This is a genomic window from Bradyrhizobium sp. LMG 9283 (assembly GCF_045571415.1).
Taxonomy (GTDB): domain Bacteria; phylum Pseudomonadota; class Alphaproteobacteria; order Rhizobiales; family Xanthobacteraceae; genus Bradyrhizobium.
The window spans coordinates 7,699,304-7,724,866 of sequence record NZ_CP120691.1; the positions used below are offsets into that span (position 1 = coordinate 7,699,304).

Annotated in this window: 29 protein-coding genes; 4 read left to right on the top strand and 25 right to left on the bottom strand. The window is 58.6% G+C overall.

Annotated features, from left to right (window positions below):
* Positions 1-134: 134 nt before the first annotated feature.
* The 3 genes from nifV to nifH form a co-directional block, all read right to left on the bottom strand.
* Positions 135-1,325 (bottom strand): homocitrate synthase, encoded by a 1,191-nt coding sequence (gene nifV, locus P6U29_RS35815; protein ID WP_407114873.1) that lies wholly within the window; start codon positions 1,323-1,325, stop codon positions 135-137.
* 298 nt (positions 1,326-1,623) lie between these two features.
* The gene (locus P6U29_RS35820) at positions 1,624-2,415 is read right to left on the bottom strand and encodes a nitrogen fixation protein NifQ (protein ID WP_407119518.1); all 792 of its coding nucleotides are present in this window, start codon (positions 2,413-2,415) and stop codon (positions 1,624-1,626) included.
* 150 nt (positions 2,416-2,565) lie between these two features.
* Positions 2,566-3,450 carry a nitrogenase iron protein gene (nifH, locus tag P6U29_RS35825; protein ID WP_027571409.1) on the bottom strand — a complete coding sequence of 295 codons (885 nt, stop codon included), beginning with the start codon at positions 3,448-3,450 and terminating at the stop codon, positions 2,566-2,568.
* Between the two features lie 557 nt (positions 3,451-4,007).
* On the opposite strand from nifH, the gene P6U29_RS35830 reads away from it, so the two are divergent.
* Positions 4,008-4,421 carry an ArsC/Spx/MgsR family protein gene (locus P6U29_RS35830; protein ID WP_407114874.1) on the top strand — a complete coding sequence of 138 codons (414 nt, stop codon included), beginning with the start codon at positions 4,008-4,010 and terminating at the stop codon, positions 4,419-4,421.
* 470 nt (positions 4,422-4,891) lie between these two features.
* Positions 4,892-5,623 (top strand): OmpW/AlkL family protein, encoded by a 732-nt coding sequence (locus tag P6U29_RS35835; protein WP_407114875.1) that lies wholly within the window; start codon positions 4,892-4,894, stop codon positions 5,621-5,623.
* A gap of 447 nt (positions 5,624-6,070) precedes the next feature.
* On the opposite strand, the gene P6U29_RS35840 is transcribed toward P6U29_RS35835, so the two are convergent.
* The 14 genes from P6U29_RS35840 to P6U29_RS35905 form a co-directional block, all read right to left on the bottom strand.
* The gene (locus P6U29_RS35840; protein ID WP_407114876.1) at positions 6,071-6,418 is read right to left on the bottom strand and encodes a (2Fe-2S) ferredoxin domain-containing protein; all 348 of its coding nucleotides are present in this window, start codon (positions 6,416-6,418) and stop codon (positions 6,071-6,073) included.
* Between the two features lie 1,400 nt (positions 6,419-7,818).
* Positions 7,819-8,271, bottom strand: coding sequence for a Rieske (2Fe-2S) protein (locus P6U29_RS35845; RefSeq protein ID WP_407119519.1), 453 nt, complete (start codon positions 8,269-8,271; stop codon positions 7,819-7,821).
* 554 nt (positions 8,272-8,825) lie between these two features.
* Entirely contained in the window at positions 8,826-9,980 is a 1,155-nt protein-coding gene (locus tag P6U29_RS35850) for a DegT/DnrJ/EryC1/StrS family aminotransferase (protein ID WP_407119520.1), read from the bottom strand.
* Between the two features lie 34 nt (positions 9,981-10,014).
* Entirely contained in the window at positions 10,015-10,290 is a 276-nt protein-coding gene (locus P6U29_RS35855; RefSeq protein WP_407114877.1) for a hypothetical protein, read from the bottom strand.
* A 34-nt stretch (positions 10,291-10,324) separates the two neighbouring features.
* Positions 10,325-10,684, bottom strand: coding sequence for a DUF3024 domain-containing protein (locus P6U29_RS35860; protein ID WP_407114878.1), 360 nt, complete (start codon positions 10,682-10,684; stop codon positions 10,325-10,327).
* Between the two features lie 15 nt (positions 10,685-10,699).
* Positions 10,700-10,939 (bottom strand): nitrogen fixation protein NifZ, encoded by a 240-nt coding sequence (locus P6U29_RS35865; protein ID WP_407114879.1) that lies wholly within the window; start codon positions 10,937-10,939, stop codon positions 10,700-10,702.
* Positions 10,936-11,250 (bottom strand): nitrogen fixation protein NifZ, encoded by a 315-nt coding sequence (locus P6U29_RS35870; protein WP_407119521.1) that lies wholly within the window; start codon positions 11,248-11,250, stop codon positions 10,936-10,938. The genes P6U29_RS35865 and P6U29_RS35870 overlap by 4 nt, the downstream gene beginning before the upstream one ends.
* Positions 11,251-11,610: 360 nt before the next feature.
* Complete coding sequence (locus P6U29_RS35875) at positions 11,611-11,835, bottom strand: 4Fe-4S binding protein (RefSeq protein ID WP_091881697.1); 225 nt, start codon at positions 11,833-11,835, stop codon at positions 11,611-11,613.
* A gap of 10 nt (positions 11,836-11,845) precedes the next feature.
* Positions 11,846-13,405 carry a nitrogenase cofactor biosynthesis protein NifB gene (nifB, locus tag P6U29_RS35880; protein ID WP_407114880.1) on the bottom strand — a complete coding sequence of 520 codons (1,560 nt, stop codon included), beginning with the start codon at positions 13,403-13,405 and terminating at the stop codon, positions 11,846-11,848.
* A gap of 335 nt (positions 13,406-13,740) precedes the next feature.
* Entirely contained in the window at positions 13,741-14,604 is an 864-nt protein-coding gene (locus tag P6U29_RS35885) for an SIR2 family NAD-dependent protein deacylase (RefSeq protein WP_407114881.1), read from the bottom strand.
* Positions 14,601-14,825, bottom strand: coding sequence for a putative nitrogen fixation protein NifT (gene nifT, locus P6U29_RS35890; protein ID WP_018319613.1), 225 nt, complete (start codon positions 14,823-14,825; stop codon positions 14,601-14,603). The genes P6U29_RS35885 and nifT overlap by 4 nt, the downstream gene beginning before the upstream one ends.
* Complete coding sequence (gene nifS / locus P6U29_RS35895) at positions 14,822-16,003, bottom strand: cysteine desulfurase NifS (RefSeq protein ID WP_407114882.1); 1,182 nt, start codon at positions 16,001-16,003, stop codon at positions 14,822-14,824. The genes nifT and nifS overlap by 4 nt, the downstream gene beginning before the upstream one ends.
* Positions 16,000-16,284 carry a NifU family protein gene (locus P6U29_RS35900; RefSeq protein WP_407119522.1) on the bottom strand — a complete coding sequence of 95 codons (285 nt, stop codon included), beginning with the start codon at positions 16,282-16,284 and terminating at the stop codon, positions 16,000-16,002. Before P6U29_RS35900 ends, nifS begins: the two co-directional genes overlap by 4 nt.
* A 41-nt stretch (positions 16,285-16,325) precedes the next feature.
* A complete protein-coding gene (locus P6U29_RS35905) occupies positions 16,326-16,646 on the bottom strand; it encodes a HesB/IscA family protein (RefSeq protein WP_407114883.1) in 321 nt (106 codons plus the stop codon).
* Positions 16,647-16,919: 273 nt separating this feature from the next.
* Here P6U29_RS35905 and P6U29_RS35910 point away from each other — a divergent pair, with 273 nt between their 5' ends.
* Positions 16,920-17,510, top strand: a complete 591-nt coding sequence (locus P6U29_RS35910; RefSeq protein WP_407114884.1) for a hypothetical protein — start codon at positions 16,920-16,922, stop codon at positions 17,508-17,510.
* Between the two features lie 9 nt (positions 17,511-17,519).
* On the opposite strand, the gene P6U29_RS35915 is transcribed toward P6U29_RS35910, so the two are convergent.
* Positions 17,520-17,915 carry a Rieske (2Fe-2S) protein gene (locus P6U29_RS35915; RefSeq protein ID WP_407114885.1) on the bottom strand — a complete coding sequence of 132 codons (396 nt, stop codon included), beginning with the start codon at positions 17,913-17,915 and terminating at the stop codon, positions 17,520-17,522.
* Here P6U29_RS35915 and P6U29_RS35920 point away from each other — a divergent pair.
* Positions 17,906-18,199 (top strand): hypothetical protein, encoded by a 294-nt coding sequence (locus P6U29_RS35920; RefSeq protein ID WP_407114886.1) that lies wholly within the window; start codon positions 17,906-17,908, stop codon positions 18,197-18,199. The two genes, P6U29_RS35915 and P6U29_RS35920, sit on opposite strands and share 10 nt — an antisense overlap.
* Before the next feature lie 1,195 nt (positions 18,200-19,394).
* Here the strand turns inward: P6U29_RS35920 and fdxB are convergent.
* The 7 genes from fdxB to nifK all read right to left on the bottom strand — a co-directional run bounded on the left by fdxB (position 19,395) and on the right by nifK (position 25,499).
* Positions 19,395-19,694, bottom strand: a complete 300-nt coding sequence (gene fdxB, locus P6U29_RS35925) for a ferredoxin III, nif-specific (RefSeq protein WP_407114887.1) — start codon at positions 19,692-19,694, stop codon at positions 19,395-19,397.
* A 13-nt stretch (positions 19,695-19,707) separates the two neighbouring features.
* Complete coding sequence (locus tag P6U29_RS35930; RefSeq protein WP_018319619.1) at positions 19,708-19,908, bottom strand: CCE_0567 family metalloprotein; 201 nt, start codon at positions 19,906-19,908, stop codon at positions 19,708-19,710.
* Positions 19,905-20,381 (bottom strand): NifX-associated nitrogen fixation protein, encoded by a 477-nt coding sequence (locus tag P6U29_RS35935; protein ID WP_407114888.1) that lies wholly within the window; start codon positions 20,379-20,381, stop codon positions 19,905-19,907. Before P6U29_RS35935 ends, P6U29_RS35930 begins: the two co-directional genes overlap by 4 nt.
* A gap of 6 nt (positions 20,382-20,387) precedes the next feature.
* On the bottom strand, positions 20,388-20,783 hold the full coding sequence (gene nifX, locus P6U29_RS35940) for a nitrogen fixation protein NifX (protein ID WP_097669291.1): 396 nt from the start codon (positions 20,781-20,783) through the stop codon (positions 20,388-20,390).
* On the bottom strand, positions 20,780-22,189 hold the full coding sequence (nifN, locus tag P6U29_RS35945) for a nitrogenase iron-molybdenum cofactor biosynthesis protein NifN (RefSeq protein ID WP_407114889.1): 1,410 nt from the start codon (positions 22,187-22,189) through the stop codon (positions 20,780-20,782). The genes nifX and nifN overlap by 4 nt, the downstream gene beginning before the upstream one ends.
* A gap of 9 nt (positions 22,190-22,198) precedes the next feature.
* On the bottom strand, positions 22,199-23,845 hold the full coding sequence (gene nifE / locus P6U29_RS35950; protein WP_407114890.1) for a nitrogenase iron-molybdenum cofactor biosynthesis protein NifE: 1,647 nt from the start codon (positions 23,843-23,845) through the stop codon (positions 22,199-22,201).
* Positions 23,846-23,942: 97 nt separating this feature from the next.
* Entirely contained in the window at positions 23,943-25,499 is a 1,557-nt protein-coding gene (nifK, locus tag P6U29_RS35955) for a nitrogenase molybdenum-iron protein subunit beta (RefSeq protein WP_407114891.1), read from the bottom strand.
* Positions 25,500-25,563: the final 64 nt, after the last annotated feature.

The window sequence follows — 25,563 nt, forward strand, 5'->3', positions numbered from 1 at the left end:
GGAGGTGAGATCGCGCCAGGGGATCTGACGTGCGAAAGCTGGACGCCGTTCGCGCCCATCAGCGCCATCGGACGCCGTCCTTGCGGCGCGTCGGTTTGCGAATGGTCGACGCAAATGCTGTTGGACACGGCTTTTCACGCGGGGTGGGTTGCCAGGCATCCGCACACGTCGCGCCAGATCGCCGCCACGGTTTCGCGCTCGACCGGCCGCTTGTGCTCGATGGCATATTTGCGGACTTGCGACAGAATCTGTCTGGCTTGATCGGCGCTGGCGACGAGCTGCAGTTCATCGAGTAACGCGGTGATCGCCCCAAGTCCGGAATGCTTGCCGATCACAAAGCGGTTGCAGCGGCCAAGCAAAACGGGATCAAGCGATTGATAGGTGCGTTGATCCTTCAAAAGGCCATCGACATGAATGCCGGATTCGTGCGTAAATACATGCTCTCCGACGATCGCCTTGTTCATAGGAATCGCACGTGCGGCCGCGGCTGCTACCACGGCGGCGACGTTCTCGAGCTCCGGGAGTATGATGCCGGTCTCGCGCCCGTAGAGCTGCTTGAGTGCGACCGCGATTTCCTCGAGCGGTGCATTCCCGGCCCGCTCGCCCAGCCCGATGACGGTCACTGAGGCGTGGCTCACGCCAGCCTTGATAGCGGAGAGCGTGTTGGCGGTTGCGAGTCCGAGATCATCGTGACCGTGAAATTCGAGTTCCAGATCGGTGGTCGCACGCAAATTCCTGACCAGCGCGTAGGTTGCGTCGGGATCGAGCACACTGAGCGTATCTGCAATACGAAAGCGACGCGCGCCCGCGGCTTTTGCAGTTGCCATCAGTCTGACGAGAAAATCGATGTCGGCGCGGGAGGAGTCCTCACCACCGACGGCGACCTCAAGTCCGCGCGCACAGGCATAGCCTACCACTCGCTTCACCCGTTCCAGCGCCAGGTCGCGATGACCACCTAGCTTGGCCGCGATCTGGACATCGGAGGTCGGGATCGACATATTGATCATGGACACCTTTGCTTCGATCGCCGCGTCGACATCCGATTCCCGCATCCGGCACCAGCCTATGGTGGTCAGCGGAAGATCTGCTTCGACAATGGCGCGAATGGCGGCGATCTCCTCGTTGCCCATCGCCGGCGTTCCCGCCTCGATCTCCGTGACTCCGGCCCGCGCCAGCGCCTGCGCGATCGCCAGCTTTTCCTCTGTGCTGAACGCAACGCCAGGTGCCTGCTCGCCGTCGCGTAATGTCGTGTCGTTGAGCACCGTGGGCTTGGCGCGCACTTGGTCGGACCAAGACGATCTGGCGGCGGTGCTGGCGGCAATCACGCGAGAGCTCCTCATTGTTTGACCTACCTAAGCTTCAGCAACCAGCATGCCACCCCGTGGTCCCAGGCAACCCCCTGACCAAGCTAACGCTTCGGTCCTCGACCTTCTTCAGCAAATGGATTGTCACAAATGCGACAGGCTCATGAAGCGAACTCCTTGCCTGTTGCCACGCCGAGTTCGAACGCTAATGCAATTGCCGCGCGCCGGGATATCGAGAATTGTCGCGGAGCACTTGGGGCCCGCTGCCGCCTTGGACACATGGTCACTCGCTCGCATCGAAACGGCGTCAGCCGCGCCCTCAACCTCCCGCGCGGCTTACCAAATCCGGCGAGGCTTTCTCGGATGAGGGGGCGATAGCGGACCCTTGTGGCAGTTCAGACGGCCAGTCGCCGGCAACGACCGGCCGAGCCGCCTGCAACAGAAAATCGCACCGGCGCTCGGCCATCCGGCTCTCACCGCTTTCTTCGCCGAAGCAGAGGTTGAAGTCGTCACATTGCTTGCACACGGGTGTTGTGCACATCACGAGGCCGTCATTCTCGCAGAGCATGCGGTAGAAGAAGCGCTTCCAGCGCATATTGTTGACATTGCGCGCGGCGAGCGGCGCGAAATGGCGGCTCAGCAACCGAGAGAGTTCGCGACGATTGCGCAAGCCGAGAGCTTCCCACAGGTGGCCTGGCTCAATGGCACGGCGCGCGATCATCGCAGCCAGCCAGCGGCCGATATCCCCTTCCGTCGAGCGTTGCTTGAGCAAGAGATCGCGCAGCATTGCGATCTCGTCGTCCTCTTCGCACTTGAAAGCCGAGAGCTGCTCCCCGAGCTTGATCTCAAGCGAGGGAAAGTACTCTTCCAGCAAGGCCGCCAGTTCAAGGCCGGACAGGCCGGCCTTCTCGGGAAGGGAGCCACCATCCATTGTGGCAGCCGCCAGTATAGACGCCAGGACATGGCGATCGAGATTGCTGTCAATGGCAATATCAGCATCTGCAGGAGGCACACCGGTGAGCAGGCGGTAGGTTGCAATTCCCCTGTGCATCTGGCTGTTGGCATCAACGGCACAAGCAGCCATCAACGGAAGGAAGTGCGCTTCGGACATAATTTTGCGGGTTTCCACAGTGGTCAGGTTTGCCCCCGCGGCATCCTGGTTTTGGTCAGGGTCGATCATCAGAATGCCGGCCTCCCGGGATGGGCGGTGAGGGAGACCGGCATCCGTCGCGCGCCTTCACAAGGCCGCGACTCGCGACCTTTACGAGGCCGCGAGTTCGGCGGCGGTCTTGCCGATGATGGATTCGTCCACGGGCTTCATAATGCCATGCTCCATCAGCATGTCCTCGAGCTCGTCCATGGAGATCGGGGTCGGGATGATGCCTTTGCCGCCATTATTGTGAACCTTGGTCGCAAGATTGCGATAGTGATCGGCCTGCTTGGAATCGGGTGCATATTCGAGCACGGTCATGCGGCGTAACTCGGCATGCTGCACCACGTTGTCGCGCGGCACGAAGTAGATCAGCTGAGTACCTAGCTTCTTGGCCAACGCTTCCGCCAGTTCCAGCTCCTTGTCGGTCTGCCGCTCGTTGCAGATCAGACCGCCCAGCCGCACGCCACCAGAGTTCGCGTATTTCAGGATGCCCTTGGAAATGTTGTTTGCGGCATACATCGCCATCATTTCACCGGACATCACGATATAGATTTCCTGCGCCTTGTTCTCGCGGATTGGCATCGCAAAGCCACCGCAAACGACGTCGCCGAGCACGTCGTATGAGACATAGTCAATGTTCTCATAGGCGCCGTTCTCCTCCAGGAAATTGATCGAGGTGATGACGCCGCGGCCGGCGCAGCCGACACCCGGCTCAGGACCACCAGACTCCACGCAGCGAATGTCCTTGTAGCCGACCTTCATTACGTCCTCGAGCTCGAGGTCTTCCACGCTGCCGGCGCTCGCTGCAAGGCTCAAAATCGTGTCTTGCGCCTTGGCGTGCAGAATCAGGCGGGTCGAGTCCGCTTTCGGATCGCACCCTACAATCAGGATTTTCTGACCCATCTCGGCCAGCGCCGCCAGCGTGTTCTGCGAAGTGGTCGACTTGCCGATGCCGCCCTTCCCGTAGAACGCGATTTGTCTCAGTGAAGACATGTTGCTCTCCATCAACCGATTTGCCAAAAGTTGCGCGCTTCTTGCGCGCGAGCTTGTTTCTCTCTCAGAAACGGGGGCACACGGGTTCAAGGGAAGGAGCGCATCGCTCGCCTTAAGCGTCGGCGTGCACTCAGCCCTCACTCAGTGTTGCTTCCGCGTATTAGCAACCGCCGTGCCAACGCTTGACCGCGCTCCTTAAGCTTCTGATTACGTTCCTAAAAACCAACCATCCGGTGAGTGATCCTGGCTGTTTTGGATCTGACAGGATCTGCGCGGCTGTCAGAAAACGAACAACGACCACAACCATCAACGCGAAAAGCCGATTTGGCGGGACCTGTTCCGATCCCTTCAGGTGTGGAACGGAACTTGCTGCGCTTCTCGCAAGGCGGGCGATTGGAGTGAATATGCCGGTCGGACTCGAAAACTGACCGACCAGTGGGGAGTGTTGCATGCTTGGTGCGCTGACATTGGAGAGATCGGCAATAAATTCGAATCGGCTACCGGAAGCAGCAGCGCCGTGCCAATCGTTCAGCTCAGCGCCCCTACATAGGTGTGTCGTGGCGACAATCATCTTTTATCAGAAACCCAGCTGCGCCACTAACGCGCGTCAGATTCTAGTGCTGAAGTCCGCCGGCCACGACGTGATCGCCCAAGACATCTTGAAGGAGACATGGGATGCGGACGAATTGCGCAGCTTCTTCGGCAACATGCCCGTCGAAGCTTGGTTCAACCGAGCTGCGCCCCGTATCAAGTCAGGCGAAGTCAATCCCGATACTATCGACGCGGCAAGCGCACTCGCATTGATGGTGGGCGATCCGCTGCTGATACGACGACCACTGATCGACATAGACGGGGCACGATGTGCCGGACTCGATCATGAGCCCGTGCTGTCGCTGCTTGGCCGCAAGACGCAAGATGATCTCGAGGGATGCTTGCACGAAGCAAACCGCACGCGCTGTCCGCAGACGTGAGGAAACGGCGGAGCGAGCCCCCAGGCCATCAAACGAGGCAAAGAATGACGTTTCCCACTTCCGGCTTCCTTCACGGGTGGTAACCGAGGAGACCCTCGCTGAGACGCCCGCGCGAGTGGCTGCTCCGTAAAGCGGCATCGCCCATATTGCGCTCGAATGCCGCGCTGCTCGCCTACGCAGTGTGTGAGAGGCCGCCGCAGTTGCCGGCTTTATCAGGCGTGGCCTCCGCGGCCTAGATTGGGTCCCCGCACCAAGCCGAGAGGCAGTTTATTGAAGAGGTTCGGCTCTCTTGAATCGAATAACGATCAGAACAGACCACCACGCTTCGCGGCCGTGATCCTTATGCAACTTGGCGGCATAATTGCGCTACGGTCCCTCCCATTTTGATCGACATCAAATCCTCCGCCATTCCCCATGTGTGACAGAGATCTCGCGCGGCTCTTCGCGCGAGTTTTGGATTGGAGAATTCGATGAGAACAAGGACAGTTCTGACGACGGCATCGCTCCTGGCGCTGGCGACCTCGTTGGCCAGCATCTCGGTACGGGCTGCGGATCTGGGCCCGGCCCCGGTCTACTATAAAGCGCCTCCGATCGAACCCTTCAATCCATGGATGATCCGCCTGCGCGTGCTCGGCGTTTTGCCGGATACTGCTGGCAGCTCGGTCAGCGTCGCCGGGGCGCCCTCGCTGTCCTCACCAAGCTCTGGGCTTTCGATCAGCGATCAAGCCATACCCGAGCTCGACATCACTTATTTCTTCACAAAAAACCTTGCAGCCGAACTCATTCTCGGCGTGACCAGCCATCACATCAGCGGCAATGGCGCGCTCACTGGCCTCGATATCGGTAAAGCTTGGCTGTTGCCGCCAACACTGACCCTGCAATATCACTTCACCGATTTCGGCCAGCTCAAGCCCTATATCGGCGCGGGCATCAACTACACCGCATTCTTCAACCAATCGGCAGCCAATACGTCGCTCCCCGGTCTTGCCGTGACGGATTTGCGCATCAGCAACCAATTAGGCGCGGCGGTCCAATTCGGCTTCGATTACATGCTTGATCGTCACTGGGGTCTCAACTTTGATGTGAAGAAGCTGTGGCTGCGGCCGGAGTACTCCGCGACCGTAAACAATGCGATTGCCGTCACCGGGCGCGCCAATATCGACCCATGGCTTGTCAGCGGCGGCGTCACTTACAAGTTCTGACACTAGAACAGGACCAGAAAGGGGAATCCGTTTGATCACCCCGGACGCGGCGAGCTTATCGAGCGCCTCCCCTAACTTCCCCGCAGTGCAAGCACGGAGCGAGATGACGCGTCAAGAACGCGTCATCTCGCGAGACGCAGGCAGCCATTCGCAGCATTGCTCTCGCTGTGAGCTACGGATCGCGCGGCATGGAGTGACGGTACACCAACAGATCGACCCAGATATGATCATATTCTTGTTTCGTCGCGCGTTGCAAAGGCGTCATTTGCCTATTGGGCCGGAGAAAAAAACCGGCACGCCGCGCCAAGGTCAATGACCTGCTGTTCGCAGACCCGGAGCGTGAGCCCTCCGCTCAACCTCAGACGATCCGAGCTCTGAGCGCCAACTCATGGACGGACAAGCCGTCCATGCTTGTTAGCCCGGGCAAGTGGCCGCTAAGCGAAGCCTCTAGCTTCGCTTTAGCACCATGACAAGGCGGTCGACACGTTTGCCCTGCTTGAGGTGGGAGTTTACGATTTCGTCAACGTCCTCAGGTGTGGTCGCGCGATACCAGACTCCGTCGGGATAGACCACCATCAAGGGACCAGAGTTACAAAAGCCAAGGCAGCCCGCGATCGTAAAGCCAATATCGTTGAGGCCTTGCGCTTCGATCGCCTTGCCCATTCGATCCCACAGGGCTTGCGCGCCGGAGGCGCCACAGCTGCCGTGCGGATGAGTTTGCGGACGCTGCGTGTTGCAGGCAAAGACATGATGCCTATAAAGTTGAGGAAGTTCGAATTCGGTTTCTGAGTACATGCGCCTATCCTGTGATCAATGGGCTTCATCTCAAAAGAGGCAAGGTGCGAGCACATCGCCCTCCACAATCTCTTACGGTTGAACGCCGCATCGACCAATTGATGCTACTGATTCCCACTCGCGCTTGCGAAAGCAGGCGAAATGAGCGGGCGCCATCGTGATTGTCGTCGCTGAAGATCAGCAATAGATACCTTCGCGTCCGGAGCAGCCTCCTTGATCAATTCCAACCTCTTCTTTCCGTCATCGCGACGTTTTTACTTCCGCATCACTTGCTCACCATCCAACTTCTCCAAAGCAAGTTGCACACCAGATGCGTAACGTTCGTTTCTGCAACGATCCCTTGCTTTGCCCGGCGCGACTCACAATTGTTGCCGAGGTTGCGACAATGTCGTTTACTTCTGTTTCGGACACGACAAACCTCGCATAGCGTTTGACCTCCCGCTTCAACCTTCTGCAGTTCGTACGCAGAATAACCGAGGATCTCGGTTATTTTGCCCAGCTCTTGCGCTATCATATCTTGGAATTAGCAGCGATCTTCATGACCCTCGTGCCGCCTATCGAGGAGCCCTTATTCTCGACGATGGCGCGGTGAATCGAGCGCTCTGTTCTGCCATGGCGTGATCGGTCGGCCGCATCGTGAGCCCACAGCATCTTGTTCGCCCTGAAGCTGGACGCTGCGTTCCGCCGCTGCCGATCTATCGTTTGCCTCAACAGATAGCGCCTGTCGCGAGAGCCCAACGAGGCAAGGATGATCGCCGAGCCACCTTTGAGGCTGCAGGCCAAGCCGGCCCCAATCCCGATTGGCAGCAACGGCAAACCGGCAACACAGCGGTCCAAGACTGGCCCACGTTTCGCACAATACACGTCAATACGCGCTTGCAGCGGCGCCTGCGGAACAACGAGCACGTGCCCCATTAATGCATCTACTCCTGACGGGTCCCTAGCTGACGATGGTGGCGCCATTCGCTAAGGGCGTCGCACGAGCGGAGGTTTGGCATTGCAGTTGCAGAGCAGGCAATAACGCCAGCCGCGCCGGCCGGCCAAACACTTCTGACACAGGATCGTCATTCCTCCCCAACGGTCCTGTCAGTCTGGGTCCCTCCATTTCCCCGCCCAGACGATGCCCTCGGCGTTCCAGCCGCCGGGGGCATTTCCCGCTCGAACATATCGTCGGCAGTACGAAGGGTGTCCTGCCTCCCGGCTCGATTTGGCGAGCTAGCGCCAGAGCAGCTTCTTGGTGCGGCGGAGATCGCGGAGTGCAAGGCCGCGATCCGGCGGGCTGCCCGTTTTCTCTCACGAGCCAAAAGCCATGACACGCATCTGCAACGCTCACGAGTACGATGGCCTCATGGACAGCAAAGCGCCTCAGGCAGCTTGAGCGCAACGAAGCGATAGGCCCGTTAGTCCGGATGGATCGTGATATCCATGGTTTCGTCGCTGCTCCCCCTGAACGGGTCGGCAAACCGATCGTCCTCCAGCAGCTTGACGCCGCACAGGCAGACATCACCTTCGATCACGGCGAGAGCTACCGGCTCAAGCCATTGTCCATCGCAGGGGCCGTCGATGCACATCCCAGTGTCGATCTCGAACCTTGCACCGTGCCGGCCGCATCTGAGAAACGAGCGGTCCGCCGAGAAAAATGCACCGGAGCCGATGTTGAGCCAGACGCTCTCATGCGGACAACGATTGACGTAACCAAAATAGTCGTTGCCGAAGGTGCGCACCACAATAATTGGAAACGGCCGGCTCTCGCCCCTATCATCGATCCGCGACAGGCTAAAGCCCATGGCCCCACTCCGTTCGATGGCATCGGCCGGACAGACGGCAAAAACCTCGATCTGATCGCTCATCAGGTTGCCGATTATCGGTTCGCTCATCCCGGCCTCGCAGTTTCCTGCTTGAAGGCATCGATCGCAGTCCGGCTCAGCCGAAAAATCCCACGGCCACGAGCGAGCGGCCGATAAGCCGAGCTGGCACGGGCGTTGAGGACATCAAACCATTGGTTCGGCGTGAGCTTCGCCGGACGCTCACTGATTTGGATCACTCTCCCGTTCGGACCGAAGCGGACGTGGATGATGACCTGTTGCGAGTTCATACCGATCCCCTGTTTTGGTTGGTTTCGGGCACCTTGGCGCGTGGGCCTAGCGCCTTGGACGCAGCGCCTTTTCTACTGTCGAGCAGGTCTTCTTCGCGCTCGCTTGGAGCATTTCTCTTGCGGCCCTTCCAGACGAGTACATGCCTCCAGCGGCATCCGGCGCGCTCCCGCATTTGTTTGGATCAGATGTGCGCCCGGCAACGCTGCCACAAACGACGTCTGCTCGGTCCGTTTGCTCATCTCTCGCGATGACAACAACTACGATCATCGGCATTCAATCCTCGTTCTTCCGTGTCATGGATGACGAGCATCTCAGTAGATCGCTGCACCCGCTCCCACGTTGATCGACGCATCTTTCATGGTCTCGACGATAACCTCGATCTGCTGGTTCGTGAGATGGGTGTGAAACGGAAGCGCCAGAGCGCGATCGGCTATTTTTTCCGTAACCAGGAAATCGCCACGCCGATAGCCGAAGTCAACGTAGTGGCGTTGCAAGTGCAGCGGTTGGCTATAGGCAGCGGATTCAACCCGTGCGCCGCGCAGATCATCGATAATGGCGTCGCGCCCCGATCGCGTGAAGCGTGTCCCCAGATGAACGAGATAAAGCAACCAGTTCACCTCGGTCACATGGGGGCCAACATAAGGCGGCTTGATGCCCTCAAATGATTGCATATGCGCGTTATAAAGCTGCTCGACCAACCGACGCCGCTCCAGGATTTCATCAAGACGCTTGAGCTGCGCCAGGCCCAAGGCAGCCGTGAGATCGCTCACGCCGGCCTGGTAGGGTGCCGTGCTACCGACAACAACGGAGGAGCGCTCGTCCAGTCGATGGGCGCGATGGCGACGCAAGCCGACCGCGATGTCGATATCGTCGGTCACCACCATTGCGCCTTCGCCACAGGTTAGAGCCAGCGGTTGGGCAAAGTCGAACACCGCGAGGTCGCCAAACCGGCCGACGAGCTCACCCTTGTAGCTCGATCCGATCGCCTCGGTGGAATCCTCCAAAAGCAGCAGATGATGGCGCTGCGCGATCGCGCGCAGTTCCGACCATGGCGCTGGATGGCCGTTGGGATTGCCGGCGACAATTGCCCGCGTGTTGGCCGTGATGCACTCTTCGGCCTTCGCTGGGACTAATGCGCCGGACCAATAGTCGACATCTGCAAATACCGCTCGTGCACCTGCGAGACTGATGGCATGCGCGGTCTCACGAAAGGAGTAGGGCGAGGCGATGACCTCCTGCCCCGGGCCAATGCCGAGCGCCCTCAGCGCAAGCAGGAGCCCGATGGTACCACTGGAGACCGCAACAGCATATTTGCGGCCAACATAGTCGGCGAAAGCGTGCTCAAACGCCTCAGTGATCCGCCCGTTGGAGATTTGCGGCGAACACAGCAGCGTTTCCACGGCAGAGAGCTCGGCGAAGGTGACATCGGGATCGGACAGTGGAATGAATGATGTATTCTCCTCCACAGTGTGCGCGCCATCAAGCCGATACTCTACGAGTTCAGTGCTCACCGCCAGCATTCCTTTTGGCCAGTACGATGCCGGTCGCCCGTGTCGGATCGGCCGTAATCTGCACGCAGTCATCCGATCCATCGATCAGATGAAGGTCGAAACGCGGAAACTGCCGGAACGGCTGATCCGCCACATCCGACGCATCACAGCGCACACAAGCAAGCTGCGGAAAGCGGCGCCGCAGCTCGACAAACTTACCCATCTCGGCGCCATCGGCTGCAAGCAGCCGCTCGATTTCGATCAATTCCTCCGCGGTGAGCGCCATCGTGGCCCCTCTGTGACTCGTCAAAGGCGGTTGGTCATTGCCAGAACAGACGCTCCGGATCCGCATTCAATTCGTCGATTGCAGACGTCAACCGATGGTAAAGGCTGTAAAATTCCCAGTTTCCTCGCGCGTGGTTCTTGCGAAACAGCTTCCAGATCCCGCTCACGGCATCATAAAGAATCAGCGCGACATCGATGAGAGCGCCATCCTTATCGATGTTTCGCGAGCAACAGGGACTCTCGACGAGGTAGCCGCCCCTCACCGGCATCACGTTCGGCGAGACGTAGAGATAGCGCTTGCGCGAGCTCAGGCCGCGCTCGATCCGTTTGCGATCGAGCTCGTTGGGGTGAGGCACCAGCCCTGGCTTTACCTTCCTCATCAGCGCGGCATTCATGGCGAAAGCCTCCCTTCAAAGCACTGTGATTTCTTCTTCAAGACAGCCGATGAGCAGCTGCTCACCAAAATCGACAATATAGATCGGCACGTTCGCTTCGGTATGGATAGCGACGTTGATGATCTCGCCGGTCGCTCCGGCGGCGAGCAAGACTCCCTCGGGCTCCGTATTGGGAAATGAGCTGTCGTTGATGAGGTCGACTGCAGTTTTGACCCGCTGGCCGCGCCGATATTTCGGAAAACCGGGCTGAGTCATGACTCCTCCGGCAATGGCAGATCATCGATCTCCTCGCAGGCGTCCACCGGCTCTAGTTCCTTGCGCTTCATGCCAACGCGGTAGCCGCTTTCCAGAAACTCGACGCCGTAGATGTAGAATTGCTGCAGGAACGTGCCGATTGAGACGACGTAACCCACCTCTCCCTTCTTGACCAAAACGTCGCCAATCTCCTTGCCGCGATAGGTACCATCATTACGGATGGTGCGATTGGCTCGCAGCATTTGGCCAAAGCTGAAGAAAGGCGGCTCGCTGAGCTCGACGACGTCGCTGTCGCGAACAATGCTGTTCATGTACCGCCCCTCATGCATCGCTCTCTCGTAGAGATGCAGGGACGCCGCCTGGCCCACCGCAGGCGAGATCCTGCATCACTTCGTGCTCGCGCGGCATCGTCAGTCACATCGACGATGGCAGCGCCGCCTGGAAGGCCGCTCTCGACGTCGCGAAGCATCTTTGGACCGCCGCCCGGAATGAAATGCCCGCAAGGGCCGTGCTGCCGACCAGCAACAGAACGATCGCAGGGCAATCCAGCGCAGTCGTCGTCCGTGATGGAGGACCGAACGTCGGCGCCTGCGCCTCCGCCAACGCGCAGCACGAAGCTAGCGACGTTTTCAGCACCAGCTCTTGGCATGCCGTTCATGGGGGTTCACGCTTTAGGCTGGCGCCTGGTAGCGAGGCAAGGACGTATCAACCACGCAGGTATTGTCGACCGGACAGGCGGCGACACATTGCGGCTCGTCGAAATAGCCAACACATTCAGTGCATTTTGCCGCTTCAATGACAAAGCTGCCCCCCTTCTCCGAGATGGCAACGTTCGGGCATAAGGGTTCGCAGGCTGAGCAGCTCGTACACTGCGAGGCGATGATCTTGAATGGCACATATTCCCCCTTACGCTGCAGAGATCAGAGATCCTTGCCGGATCGCGGCGTCGCCGCGCTGCGCGTGCTGGATCTCCCCGCGTTTCACCTTGTCCAGATAGGATCTGAACCAGGCGATCGCCGACCTCTCAATGAACTCATGGGCGTATTGATCGACCGGCTCGATCCCCGCCTTGATCAGATTGCTTTTCGGGCAGCCGCCGATCTTGGACACGAAGACCGCATGGCAGTCATGGATGCCACGCATGACGGCGGAAAGCCTATCCTCCTCGCCATAACCGCTCTGGCAGTAAACGTCCACGCGGCGGTGGCCGACGAATCTGGCGCCGGATGTAGAAAGTTCGTACACCTGGAATTCCTTTGCATGCCCAAAGTGCTCGTTGATCAACCCCGAGCCCTTGGTTGCGACGGCCACCAGAAGAGTGATCGCACTCATCTCTCCGGCAAATTCCGCAAGCTCCTTTTGGCCGGCCGCGACTTTGGCGGCACGCTCATCCTCTACCCTGTCCTGATATGCCTTGCGCATCTCTAAGTCATATTGGACGTCCATTTTCATGACCTGATCGGTGGTGAACTCTGCGCTGCGATCCTCCCCGAGTAGACCGACCGCATCGGCGCGGCACTGGCGGCAATGCCGCATCATTTTTATCTCCCCTTCACAAGCATCTTGCAGCGCTTTCAATTCCTGCGCCGTCGGCCCGCGCTGACCGTTGAGGCCAAATACTGTGCCGTGCTCGGGCGCGGAGATCAGCGGCATGATATTGTGAAGGAAGGCACCGCGTGACTTCACCGCCTTGTTGACCTCTGCCAGGTGGTCGTCGTTGATGTTTGGGATCATCACCGAGTTGACCTTGCACAGGATACCCCGTTCGCTAAGCATCTCGAGGCCTTGCAGCTGGCGATCGGTGAGTATCCTTGCCGCGTCGATGCCGGTGTAGCGCTTGTGGTTGAAGAAGATCCACGGATAGATCTTGGCGCCGATTTCGGGATCGACCATGTTGATGGTGATGGTGACGTGATCAATTTTGGACCTGGCGATGGTATCAATATAGTCCGGCAGAGCCAGTCCGTTGGTTGACAGACACAGCTTGATGTCGGGAGCCGCCTTGGCAACCAGCTCGAACGTCTTGAACGTCTTTGCTGGATTGGCCAGGGGATCGCCGGGACCAGCGATGCCAAGCACCGTCATCTGGGGAATGGTGGTCGCGACCGCGAGCACTTTTCTTACCGCCTGCTCAGGCGTGAGCTTCTCGCTCACCACGCCCGGACGCGATTCATTGGCGCAGTCGTATTTTCGGTTGCAGTAATTGCACTGGATGTTGCAGGCAGGCGCGACCGCGACATGCATGCGGGCGTAATGATGATGCGCTTCTTCGCTGTAGCAGGGATGGTTCTTGACCTTTTCCCAAATTCCGGTCGGCAGATCGCCTTGGCCTGCCTGCGAACCGCAGCTCGCCTGCCCGGTCTTGGCCAAGGCGCGGCAGCCCTTTTGCTCGGTGGCGGGCTGCATCATCTTGCCGCTATCCACTGCAGCTTTGGCATATTTTCCGCGTTCGACGACCGCGTTCATTTTCAATTTTCCCTGCAGGCATCATCGGCCACCCAGGACCATCCGTGAGCGAACCTCAAGAAGCCGGGTAGCAACTTGCATGCCACGGCGGAGACGATGAAATTGCAGCCATACGCCAACGAGTTAGCGGAAACGATCGTCTCTGGCGCATCTAAGAACAGCAATGATGCGCTTGTTGACGATGCGACAGATACGTCGTCATTCTCACGCAGAGCTCCATGGCTTGCGCATTCATTCTCGCACTAAGCTCGCCGGAACCCGGCTCCATCTGAACGGGTTTTCTCGCGTTGCGGCTCTCGCAATATGCCGATACGAGCTGGGAGATCACAAGGCCACTAATGGGTCAGCAGTATCTCAACCGCCCAAGGGAGCCCAATCGCAAGCGGTGTCAGGCCTTGCTCGAGTAGGAAACGGAGCTCGTTGCGAGAGAGCGCGTCCGGATCAACGATCGCATAGTGGGTGGCGGCCGAGCGCTTGATGATCTGCCGCGCATAGCTACGCAACAGCTGGTCGTTGAAGCGACAGCCGATGAAGAGAAAGGTCTGTCCGGTTCGCCTTTCCTTGACGATGTCCGGAATTGGCGTCTGAATGTCGATTTCGGTCAACGCCTCGACATAGTCAGCGTCGGAGATAAGAAAGTTGTTGGCCGGCTGCACGCTGCCATGCGGCTTGTACAGCACCGTCGCCCAGCTGCCGGCCACGGCACTGTCGACCTCTTGGCCAACTGAATCGTAAAAGCGATACCAGCGGTTCTTCCCAATGCCGACGCGGGTGATACCCTGCACTTCGCCCCATCCATCGCGCTTACCCAGCGCCGCGCGCATGGCGGCATCATACCAGGCGTCTACTATGACGGGCAGCGACAGGGACGCAAGATGATGGTGAAACCGCGTCGGCTCGACTGGCTGAGCGAAGGCCTGCGTCATCAATGCCGTCACGGTGGACCGATGTTTGCTGATCTCGATATGCTGCGCCGATGCCCACGCATTGCCCCTAGCCCGTCGCGGCAGCGCAACCTTGCTGGCGAAGAAGCCGGCCAACGCCTCGGGTGTGGTCGGAACATCGGATCTGCACAATTCGGCGAGGCCAGGACCGAGATAGGGAACAATGCTCGCGGCCCTCAGGCCGGCAGCGATGTCCACGAGCGTGGCCTTTGCATCGTCCGCATCGACAAAGTCGATCTGCGGGGGCGCCTTCACGGATCGTCCCCGTTCTCGCCCCGCTTTTTAGCGTTGATTGTGATCGGTAACCGTGTGTCGCTCGCCATCTCGGGCAAATCGAGCACCCAGCCATTAGCTACTTTGATCCAGCCGCCCCATAGCGTCTCGTACTCGGATTCCACGATTGGCTCTTCGAGATCCTTTTTTGGCACGTAGATCGACAGGCCCGCGTCCGGAGACCGGCGGATCATGATTTTCACGAGGTCAACTCCCTGACTGTGACGCGGGAGGTGGCGCGCAGGCGAGCCACGATGTCGGACACCGCGCACACGACGTCATCGACGTCCGCGAAGGAGGTTTCACGCGACAGAGAAAAGCGCACCGCGCCGCGCATCCGCCACGCCGGCACGTGCATGGCACGCAGAACATGCGATGGCTGCATTGAGCCGGAGTTGCAGGCTGATCCGAGCGACACGGCAATGCCCGCCCGATTGAGATGGTGAGCGATGGCTTCGCCTTCAAGATGATCGAAGGCAATATTGGCCGTGTTCGCTAATCGATTGCTGACATCGCCGAGCGCAACGCACTCACCATTGTGCAAAATTCCCTGCTCAAGGCGGTCGCGCAACGCGCCAATGCGAACGCGCTCCGGTTCGAGCCGCTCCGCCGCAAGCTCGGCAGCCTTTCCCAGGCCGACAATGCCGGGAATATTCTCAGTCCCGCCGCGGCGTCCTCGTTCCTGTGATCCGCCGCAGATCAGCGGCCGGAATTTTGTCCCTTTGCGCAAATATAACGCGCCGACCCCCTTGGGGCCGTGCAGTTTGTGCGCGGATAGCGACAGCATGTCGATCGCACTGTCCTTCAGGTTCACGCGCTCCTTGCCGATGGCCTGGACCGCATCGGTGTGAAACAGCGCGCCCGCCTCACGGGTCAACCCTGCCAGAAACTCCACAGGAAACACCGTTCCTGTCTCGTTGTTGGCCCACATAACCGAGGCAACCGCTGTGCGTGGCCCGAGCGCGCAGCGAAAGGCCTCGATGTCGAGCCGGCCGTAGGCATCTACGGGTACGATGTGCGTCTTGACTCCTCTTGTCGCCAATCGCTCGGCTAGCGCAAGAACGGCGGAATGCTCAACTGCGGTGGTGACGATCTCGTCGCGGTCTTCCTGCGTCGCAAGCGCAGAGAGGACCGCGGCATTATTGGCCTCGGTCCCTCCCGAGGTGAAAACGATTTCATGATCGTATGCGTTCCCTAGCAGGCCCCGCAAGCTACGCCGTGCCTGCCTCACAGCGACTGCGACCTCGCTGCCAAACGCATGCGTGGACGAGGCATTGCCGAATTGTTCGGTGAAGAACGGCAACATGGCTTGCACGACCGATGGGTCGGTCCGCGTCGTTGCATTGTTATCGAGGTAAATCGGTAGTCGATTTTCGCTCAATCCACTGCCTCGCTTGCAGCAGCAACGGGGATCAGGCGAACCAATTCGCCGAGTTTATCGACCAGCCGCGCCTGAATGCCTTCCAGCGTCATCCTCGAAAGCTTACACAACGTGCAGGCACCGGTCAGCCTGACCATGACCCTGCGGCCATCGATCCCGATCAGGTGACAGTCGCCACCGTCGCGATTGGGTCGGATCTCTTCGATTGCGCCGCGAATGCGACGCTCTCGGTCTGTCGCAGTGGACGACGATTGCCTCAGTTGTTCTGGTTCGGCCGGCATGCCGCGATGTCTCCTCCTCATCAGCTGAACGATTTTTTTCATCAGCTGAACGATTTTCCGCAGGCGCAGTTCGCGGTGGCGTTCGGGTTATGAAAGGTAAAGCCAGAGCTCTCCAGTGCCATCACGAAATCGATGGTCGTGCCGACCAGATGCTCACGGCTCTTGTTATCGACGAACACCTTCAGCCCGTCGCATTCGATCACAGTGTCGTCAGGCTTCGCTTCCTCGGCCAGACCCATCTTGTATTTGAACCCATTGCAGCCGCCTGCCTCGATCATGACGCGCAGACCGCCGGTCGGGTGCGTCGACGATGAAATCGCGCTCTTGATTGCATTCACTGCGCTATCCGTCAGGTTGATCACGGCTTTCCCTCATCAGCTTGGATCCAGCTCCCAAGGGCAAGTCACGTGCCAGCGCGCAGACGCTTGATGATACTCACTCTTTCGGAGCGCGCCTGTTGGCTTTGGGACCGGTGTCGGGTTCCTGACAAGGCTAGTTGAGGCGATCGCAGCTCACTGACGCGTTTTCTTTCTAAGCTACGCCGAAGGCCGCTAGGCACGCGACGGCAAGCAATTTGCATTGCATCTGGCACCGGCCAAGGCGTCGGTGAAGAGCTTAGATCGAGGACGAATTTAATGACCGCAATCGAGAACACCGCACTCGGCAGACTTGAGAAGGAGGGCCGCCTGCTCAATGCCGTACTCAAAGGCGGGACTACCAAGCCGGGCCGGTTCGGCTTTCGCGGCGACGTCGCACTAAAATTCCAGACTCAAGTCGCGGACGAGAAACGGCCGCCGGACTATTCGATCGAGCAGGTGTTGACGATCGCGCAGGATGGAGAACGCACTATTCCGGTGCTGGCCGGCTACCTGCATTCCTTCGCCTATCTTGCTGACGTCGCGACCGTCCTTGACGGTGCCTTAAGCCCAAACGGCAGCTACTTCATGTTCTGCAACAACCTAGATTTGCTGGCGAAATACCGAATCAAGCTCGGTGATATTAACTTCCACGTCTTGCCGTGCGATGAATCCACCGTTTGGAAGGAAATGATGGACCTGGTCGGGCTCAACAAGGACGACATCAAGAAGCTCGATCCGGGCGGCAAGCTTGATTACCTCCTCGATGCCGCAAAGGATCTCGATCTGTCCTATGAGGAGATCTCGTACGACGACGGGCTAAAGAGGATGGAGCCTGTGAAAAACCGCAACGAGAACCGGCCGGTCTGAGCGCGGTCTTCAGTTGTTGGGCGATGCATCGTCTTCGACAAGACGCACACCGCAGACACAGATATCACCATCCAGAACCGCCAACGCGATCGGTGTGAGCGCTCTACCCTGACATGGACCTTCGACGCACCGCCCGGTGCCGAGTTCGAAGGTCGAACCGTGCTTGCCGCACATCAGCCGGGTACCGTAGGGATCGAGAAATTCGTTCCGCTCCCAGTCCAAATTGACGCCGTTGTGCGGGCATTTATTGACATAGCCAAGCACCTTTTTGCCCCAGCGCACCACAATGATGGACCACGGCCGGTGATTGCCGTCATCATCGACGACCATAAGATGGAATCCCATGGCCTGGCGGCTCGGAATGTCGTTAAAGCCGCAAATCGCATAGATGGGATTTGGCTGCATACATCGCTCGTTTATTGCAAGACGTTCTTCATTGTCGCTGTGCAATCACCCCTGCAAGAACCGTACAAGTGCCCGAGCGGATCGTGTTTCTGGCAATCCAACGCGCAAGCTTCGCCATTGTAGCACGCCGCATTGCTCGGGCGCATAATTCAGACCAATTCGCACGACCATTGAGCCTTGCTGCCCCTTCCACGCTGGGTGCGCAGCTGCAGCTTTCGCGCGCCAAGCTTTCTGGAGCATTTGCCGGACAGCTGAACGCGGTGGCAGTCATTGCTGCTCGTTGATGGCCAGGTTGGAAGGCCGGTTACGATGCCTGGTATCCCACCGCGGCATGGCAAGTGCCCCTCGCAGAAAGGTTGAACGCTCGCTTCCAGCCGGCGAGGGGCGCACGCGGCGAGCTTGCGCCCCCTTTGGCTAAGACCATTGCGCCCGCGCGTAAGAACGGTCAAATGTCCGTCATTTCAGGCTCGGGCTGCTATTGCAGCCACTTTACTCCACGCGCACCCCCTAAGAGCGCGCTCCAAGTAAAATGAAGGGTCATCGTCCGAATCTGAGTATCGATATCACTGCCCCAGCTTTCGAAGGATACTTCGTAGGCTTGTCGACCCGCTGCCACTCATCGTCCTCGTTCTTCATCCACACTTCGGGGTGCTGGTGAGGATCAAGCACCCAGTGATTGCAGCCCACGTGAGCAAAACCCATTGCCGCTAGACGAGATTCCATCCTCTCTAAGACGGACGTGACAAGATCAGCGATGATCGCCGTCTTCTCGCAGTTGCCCGCGTTCTCGACCAGCGGATGAGTAACCCGAAGATCTACGGACGTAATATCGTTGCGACTGATGTATGGCAGAATCGTTGGCTGATCCAGCCAGTTTCAAACGCGCTAGCCAAGATCGAACCGCCCATAAAGGAGATCGACCGATCGCATACACTATTGCACCGACTATCTAGTCTGGGCAGCGAAATGTTCGCCCCCACCGGAAGTGCGCAAAGAGACCAGCCACGCTTCGCAGCACATTACGTTTTCAATGAGATCGACCAAAATCGAGGCAGGCATCGTTGTCCATGCTCGGCGGCGCCGCCGGCAAGTAAGCTTCTCCTGATCCGCAAGCAGACATGTCACAGCACCCGCTCGGATCAAATCGTCCGATGCATTGGTTACCTGCCTCTGAAGTAGGCCCTTCGAAGTCCATCATGACAAGGCAGTTCGATCACCCGGTGCTCCGCGCAGGCGCAGATCGCCTTCGAATACGTGGACCTCGGAGGCGATTGGCTTGTGAGCGATGGATACTCTATCGGCATGACATACCCGGCGCTCGACCAGCGCGGGGCAACGCTTGCGTTTTAGCTCGTGCGATCTTGCTATTCGATGTTTGATCGAGATCATTCGGACGCGCCGTCCCACCATGAGTTCTGATCAAGATTGTGTCTTTTCTCACCTATATCTCGCCTGCCGCGACAGGATGACTGTCTTCGCTCACGCAGCTTCTGCTGCGGCTGAACTGTGGGTCTGGCAGTTGGCCGGGCAGACCCGGGCGCATGCACCGCAGCCGATGCAAGCGCCCTGATCGCTCAGAACCATGATCTTCTTTTCGATTTCATCGTCCTCGTCATTGTCGAGGTCGACAAGTTCGCCCTCCTCGTTGATTCCTTTCAAGGTCATGACATCTCGACCGCACACCTTGAAACAGCGGCCACAGCCGATGCACTTCTTGCTATCGATCGTGATCAGATATTCTGGCGTCCAGTCGCGTCCATCGCGCGTTGCAAATGACATGGGTCGGGCCCCTTTAAGTATTTTCGAGCGCCTTCAAATCATGGCTCTTGCGCTCGAGTTCGGCATAGGCATTGTGCGCCTTCTGCGCCACCACCATGATCGAGGTCCAGTTGACGGGCAATTCTTCCGAAAGGTCGTGCAGATCCATCTTGGCTTGTGTCGCCTTGACAGACAGCTTCTTTAGTTCTGCCTTCAGTGTTTCACGATCGCTCATGAGTACCCCCGATAGTTCGCCACGTCCGGAAATTTCCGAATCAGGTCGATTCCGTCGCTGACATATCTGTCGCCCTCCTGCGCGAGCTTTACGAAATTAGGGAATCCGAAGCGATGCACATCGCGCAGCTGCTTGTTCACGGCGATCAGCCGGCCTGAGATGAGCACCATGCGGCCGAAGCCTTCATGATGCAGATCCAGAATCGGCTGGATCATCACGCCGGTCTCCCTCTCGATCGAGAGCGCGACCGCATCGAAAAACAGCTTAAGTCGCCACAGCGTATCGGGATCAGGATCACCGATAATCGGCAATGCGCGCCGTTTCTCCTTGTCCAGGATATAGGGTTCGAGCAGGTCAAGATCGCTCTTCGCCTCCCAGGCTCCGTTGGTATCCTGAGCACGCCAAATCTTGATCAACTCTTTGAGGAACGGCGCTTCGACGGCGCTGCCCTGCTGCTCTATTTTTGTCGTCATATCACCTCATTCGTCGAACTCGAACGTGCGCCGTCGGTCTTTTGCCATGGCCTTGCGTAGCCAGGGAGGTGGCGTGCCCTTCAGTACGCGCTCGAGTTTTTCAAGCAACACCAGAATGCTTTCTGGCTTATTCACCTTGATAGGATGGATCTTGTTGGCCACGACTCGCGCAGCCCCGGCACCGCCAATGGCGGCGACGTAAAGGATTGCGCAGTCCTTGATGGCCTCGATCTTCGGCGCCAACTTGTCGTCGTTTCCGTCTTCCTTAAGATCGCCCTCAAACTCAATCGCTTTGAGAAACACGTGCCCGCCAGGCGTGACATCGTAGATTGCGATATTCTTTGCCCAACCAAAATGGGCATCGACGCGTCTAAGGTCTTGAGTGGCAAACGCGACCTTCATGCAATCGATCTCTCAGCTGCGGCGGTGGAGCTGCGATACCGCGAGCATCGTGGCAGTCCGGCCGCAGTCCGCCATCTATCGGGGGTAGGCTGATCGTTCTCCTCGCGGTGCGCGATCACGAGATTGGCGATTTCGAAGATTAGATTGCGGGTACCACGATAGCCCACGGATAGTTGGTGTCCTGCGCCAAGTCGGTCGAACATCGGAAACCCCGTACGATAGAACGGGACTTTCAGCCGAGCCGCCGCTTGCCTGCCATGCGAATGCGTGATCAGCAGGTCGCAACGCTTTGTTTTGGCAAGCTCTTCCAGATCCTCGAGATCGCCAATGAGTACCTCCTTGGTCTTGATCCGCTCGATCACCCCCGACTGAGTGGTCGTCACGGCCGCGGTCACCTGCGCGCCCATGTCGTGCAGCATGCCGGACAAATCGAACAGGAGGTCTGGCTCAGCCCCGATCGCAACTTTGCGACCGCCAATATGGAAGTGCGCGTCCAGCATTGCATCGGCGAGCTGACCGCGCTGGCGCCGATATTTCAATGGTATGGGGCGGCCGCTGATCTCGCTCAAGAACGTCATGAATTCGTCGTTCGGACAGAGACCACACAGCCGCTCGAAGACGCGAAAAGGCACGCCGGTCTTGACCTGCATGACCTCTGCCGCTCGCTGCATCTGCGCGCCGATTGCAATCGTCCATCCGGCGCGGCCCATGCTCGCAATTTCGTCGACGCCGATGCCGCCGATGGTCGTTGGCGTAAACTCATCGGGGATATGCCCGTCGAGCGATCCCGCGAGATCAGGGAGGAAGGACGGGCACAACCCGAAATCCTCCAATATGACACGGAGTTCATCAAGGTCCCCGGGCGTGAGGTGACATCCCGGCAGAACATTCACCTTCGATGGATCCCGCAGGCCATTGGCGTTGGGCCCTTCCACCAGCACCTCCACAATGCGCGCCACAGCCTTCTCCCAGCCGTCCTGGAACGCGCCCTTGAAATCAGGCGTCGAGACATTCACCAGTGGCAACTTTGCGAGTTGCGGATGCTTGCTCCGGATTAGCTTGAGGTAGGCATCCACATCGTCGCCGTTGGTCTCGGTGACACCGGTCGAGCAGATTCCGATGATCTTAGGCTTGGTACGGTTGTAGATGTTCAGTATCGCCTGCTCGAGATTCTCATACCCGCCGAGTACGGTCGCGACCTCACTCATCGCGGTGGTCTGCAGCGGTACTGCCTCTTTGAAATGCCGGACAAAGAGCGTGAGCCCGAAGGATGTGCACCCTTGGGAGCCGTGCAGAAGCGGCATCGCCCCGCGCAGCCCCATGAAGGCGAATGCGCCGCCGATCGGCTGGCTCATCTTCAGCGGGTTGACAGCGCAGGCCTTTGTCGGCGCTATGACGATGGCCATGACGCCTCCCTATTCTGCGGCGTGTCGCATGGCAGATGGCTCGGACACCAAGATACCTTCGATGCGTCTTTGGCAGCAGCCACCGACCGCATTGGTATGCTCTCTGACCCCTGCGACGCTCCTCAGGCCGTGCGCGTAGATTGCATCCTCGATCGTGCCCAGATCGACCGTGTTACACACGCAGATCTTTCTCGCGCGGCGCGCGGTTTCGGCAAGCGCCGGATCGCAGGCGATCGCGGCCACCGGCGATTGCATCTGCTCCATCGCCTTGGCTAATGCCTCCCATGGTGCCGGTCGATGTAGCTGCTCCCACATCGGACTGGAGAGCGACTTGTCGATCTCCTCCACCAGCTTGACCATTCCGACATAGCCCATATAGGCGTGGCAACGCTCCTGGTTGATATCGAGCCAGGGCATCGCCGCTTTCAGCGCGACGAACTGCGACTTGCCGCCCGATAGCATGATGTCCGCTTTTGCGTCCTTCAACATCTTGTACATTTCGCGCGGCGTCATATCCTCGATCATGTGGGCATCCTGCCCCATGAGCTCCTTGATACGCTCCTTGTCTTTCTTGGTTGATTTCTTGACGCTGGTTCCGACTAACTCAAGCCCGGCTTCCTGGAGTGCCGCGACGACCGACCATGACTTGACGCCGCCCGTAATCAACAAGGCCTTCTTGCCTTCGAATCGTGGCTTGTACGGCTCGATCGCAGCCCAGGCCCACGCTTCCTCGCGCGCGATCACCGCTTCGGTGCGCCCGAGCAGATCTGCCGGCGCGCCGCGTTCAACTAGCAAGCGGGCAAGCTGACGCAGCGATTCGCTCGAATCTTGAATACCGTAGAACGACCCCTCGAAGAACGGGATCCCGTAGCGTTGCTCCATCTTGCGTGCGACGTTGATCATGGACTTTGAGCACACCAACATCGCCGCCCGCGCGCGATGAGATGAAGCGACTTCGCGATATTTGCCATCGCCGGAGATGCAGGAGAGAATCCGTATTCCAAGCTCGTCTAGCAATGGCTTCACTTGCCAGAGCTCTCCCGAAAGGTTGTATTCCCCGATCAGGTTGATATCGTACGGCGTGGTGTAGTCCGGTTCTTGCGTCCCGATTACATAGTCGAGCAAGGCCTCGCCGGCGAGCTTGTTACCGAGGTTCTTCGAGCCGACGAAGCCCGGGGAATTGATCGGGATCACCGGCTTTGCGAACCTTTGAGATGCTGCCTTGCAGACTGCGTTGATGTCGTCGCCGATCATCGCCGGGATGCAGGTTTGATAGACGAAGATGGCGGGCGGGTCGCACTTGTCGATGATCTCCTTGATCGCTTTGCAGAGCCGCTTCTCGCCTCCGAATACAATATCGGTTTCGCTCAAATCGGTTGTGAATGCGGTGCGCCACAGATTCGAGCCGGACGACGCCGCGCCGCGATTGTCCCAAGAGTTACCTTCGCACGCGATCGGACCATGGACCAAGTGAGCGACGTCGGTGAACGGCTGCAGCGCAACCTTGGCTCCATCGAAAGCACAGCCGCCGGCAGCGCTACCCGGCTGCAGCTGTTTGGTGCAGCCCTTCTTACGTTCAGCCTCCGACTTACTGCCATTCTTGGCGCAGCCCGGCTCGTCGAAAACATTCTGGACCGTGGCCGCTAGTGAACTCATACCTTTTTCCTCTCAGCGCAAACTAATTGCATGGTCAACCGCCGTGTGCTTGTGCCATCGTCGAGTGCTTGGGCGATGGCACGCGCACAGTCGCTCATCAACGAATGATGTCGAAGCTGTAGTCAGTTTTGCCAAGAACGTTGGTCTTCTTGTCGATCTCGTCGAAGATCTTGTCCAGGATCTTCACCAGCACATTCAGGCCGCCCTGATAGCCCCATAGCGGGTAGCGGTGATGGTGATGCCGATCAAAAACTGGAAAGCCGATGCGGATCAGCGGCGTTCCAGTGTCACGCTCCAGATACTTGCCATAGGTGTTGCCAATCAGAAAATCGACCGGCTCGGTGAACAGGAGTGAGCGCATGTGCCAGAGGTCTCGGCCCGGATAGACTTGGCAGCCCTGCCCAAATGGCGAGCTTGCAAGCAGCGCCTGCATTTTTTCGTGCCACGCCTTGTTGCCGTTGGTGGACAGCACATGGGTCGGTTCGGCGCCGAGTTCGAGCAGAAACGCAGCCAACCCATAGCAAAGATCCGGATCGCCATAGATCGCGAACTTCTTGCCATGGATATGCGCGCTGGAGTCAGCGATGGCGTCGACCAGACGGCCACGTTCCCGCGCGAGTTGCTCTGGAATCTCCTTGCCGCTGATGCGTGACAGTGCGACGATAAAGTCATCAGTTGCGGATAAGCCAACCGGGTAGTTGAAGGATACGACGTCCTGGCCATGCTCAGCCACGAATGGCAGCGTTTTTTCGGTGCACCACTGCTGCATGGAGATTGTCGCCTTGGCGTGAACCGCGTTGGCCGCATCTTCCAGCGTCGTACCACCGTCATACATCCGGAATTCGCCGTCTGTCGGAGTATCGAAGACTTCAGAATTATCGGCGAGAATCGTGTGCTGGATGCCCATCAACGCCAAGATGCGCTTGATCTCGCGAAGGTTTCCGACGGTATAGCCATCGAACCCACCAATGATGTTGATCGCTGCGTTCGGCTTGCGCTCCAGCTTCGGCGCTGTTCCGGCCTTGCCGTCCCAAAAATGCTCCAGAATGCCCTTGAGCGCATTGTCATAACCAGTGACGTGGCTGCCGACGAACGCCGGCGTGTGGGCGAATGGCACGTCGAAGTCCGCCGGAACCGAGCCTTTTTCTTTCGACGTCTTGATAAAGGCGTTGAGATCATCGCCGATCACCTCGGCCATGCAGGTCGTGGAGACCGCAATCATCTTGGGTCTGTACATGTTGTAGCTGTTCGCGAGCCCGTCGATCATGTTGTTCAGGCCGCCGAATACGGCAGCGTCTTCCGTCATTGACGAAGAGACGCAGGAGCTAGGCTCCTTGAAGTGCCGCGACAAATGGCTGCGGTAATAGGCCACGCAGCCTTGCGAGCCGTGGACGAAGGGCAGCGTGCCCTCAAAGCCAACAGAGGCGAATACGGCGCCGAGTGGCTGGCAGGCTTTGGCCGGATTTACCGCTAGCGCCTCCCGCGCAAAGTTCTTTTCCCGATATTCGGCCGTTTTCGTCCATTCCTTGATACGTTCGACCTCGGCGGGATCGCGAGGATTCTCGAATATCTTCTTCTTGGCCAGCATCTGCTGGTATTCTGGACCGCGGAACAGTTCGAGATGATCGAGCACGTGTTCGGCACTCTGCGCCATTTTTGAAGTCCTTCACTATCGAGATTGGTATCGCCCCGGCTTTCCCAGAGAGCGAGATGAGTTG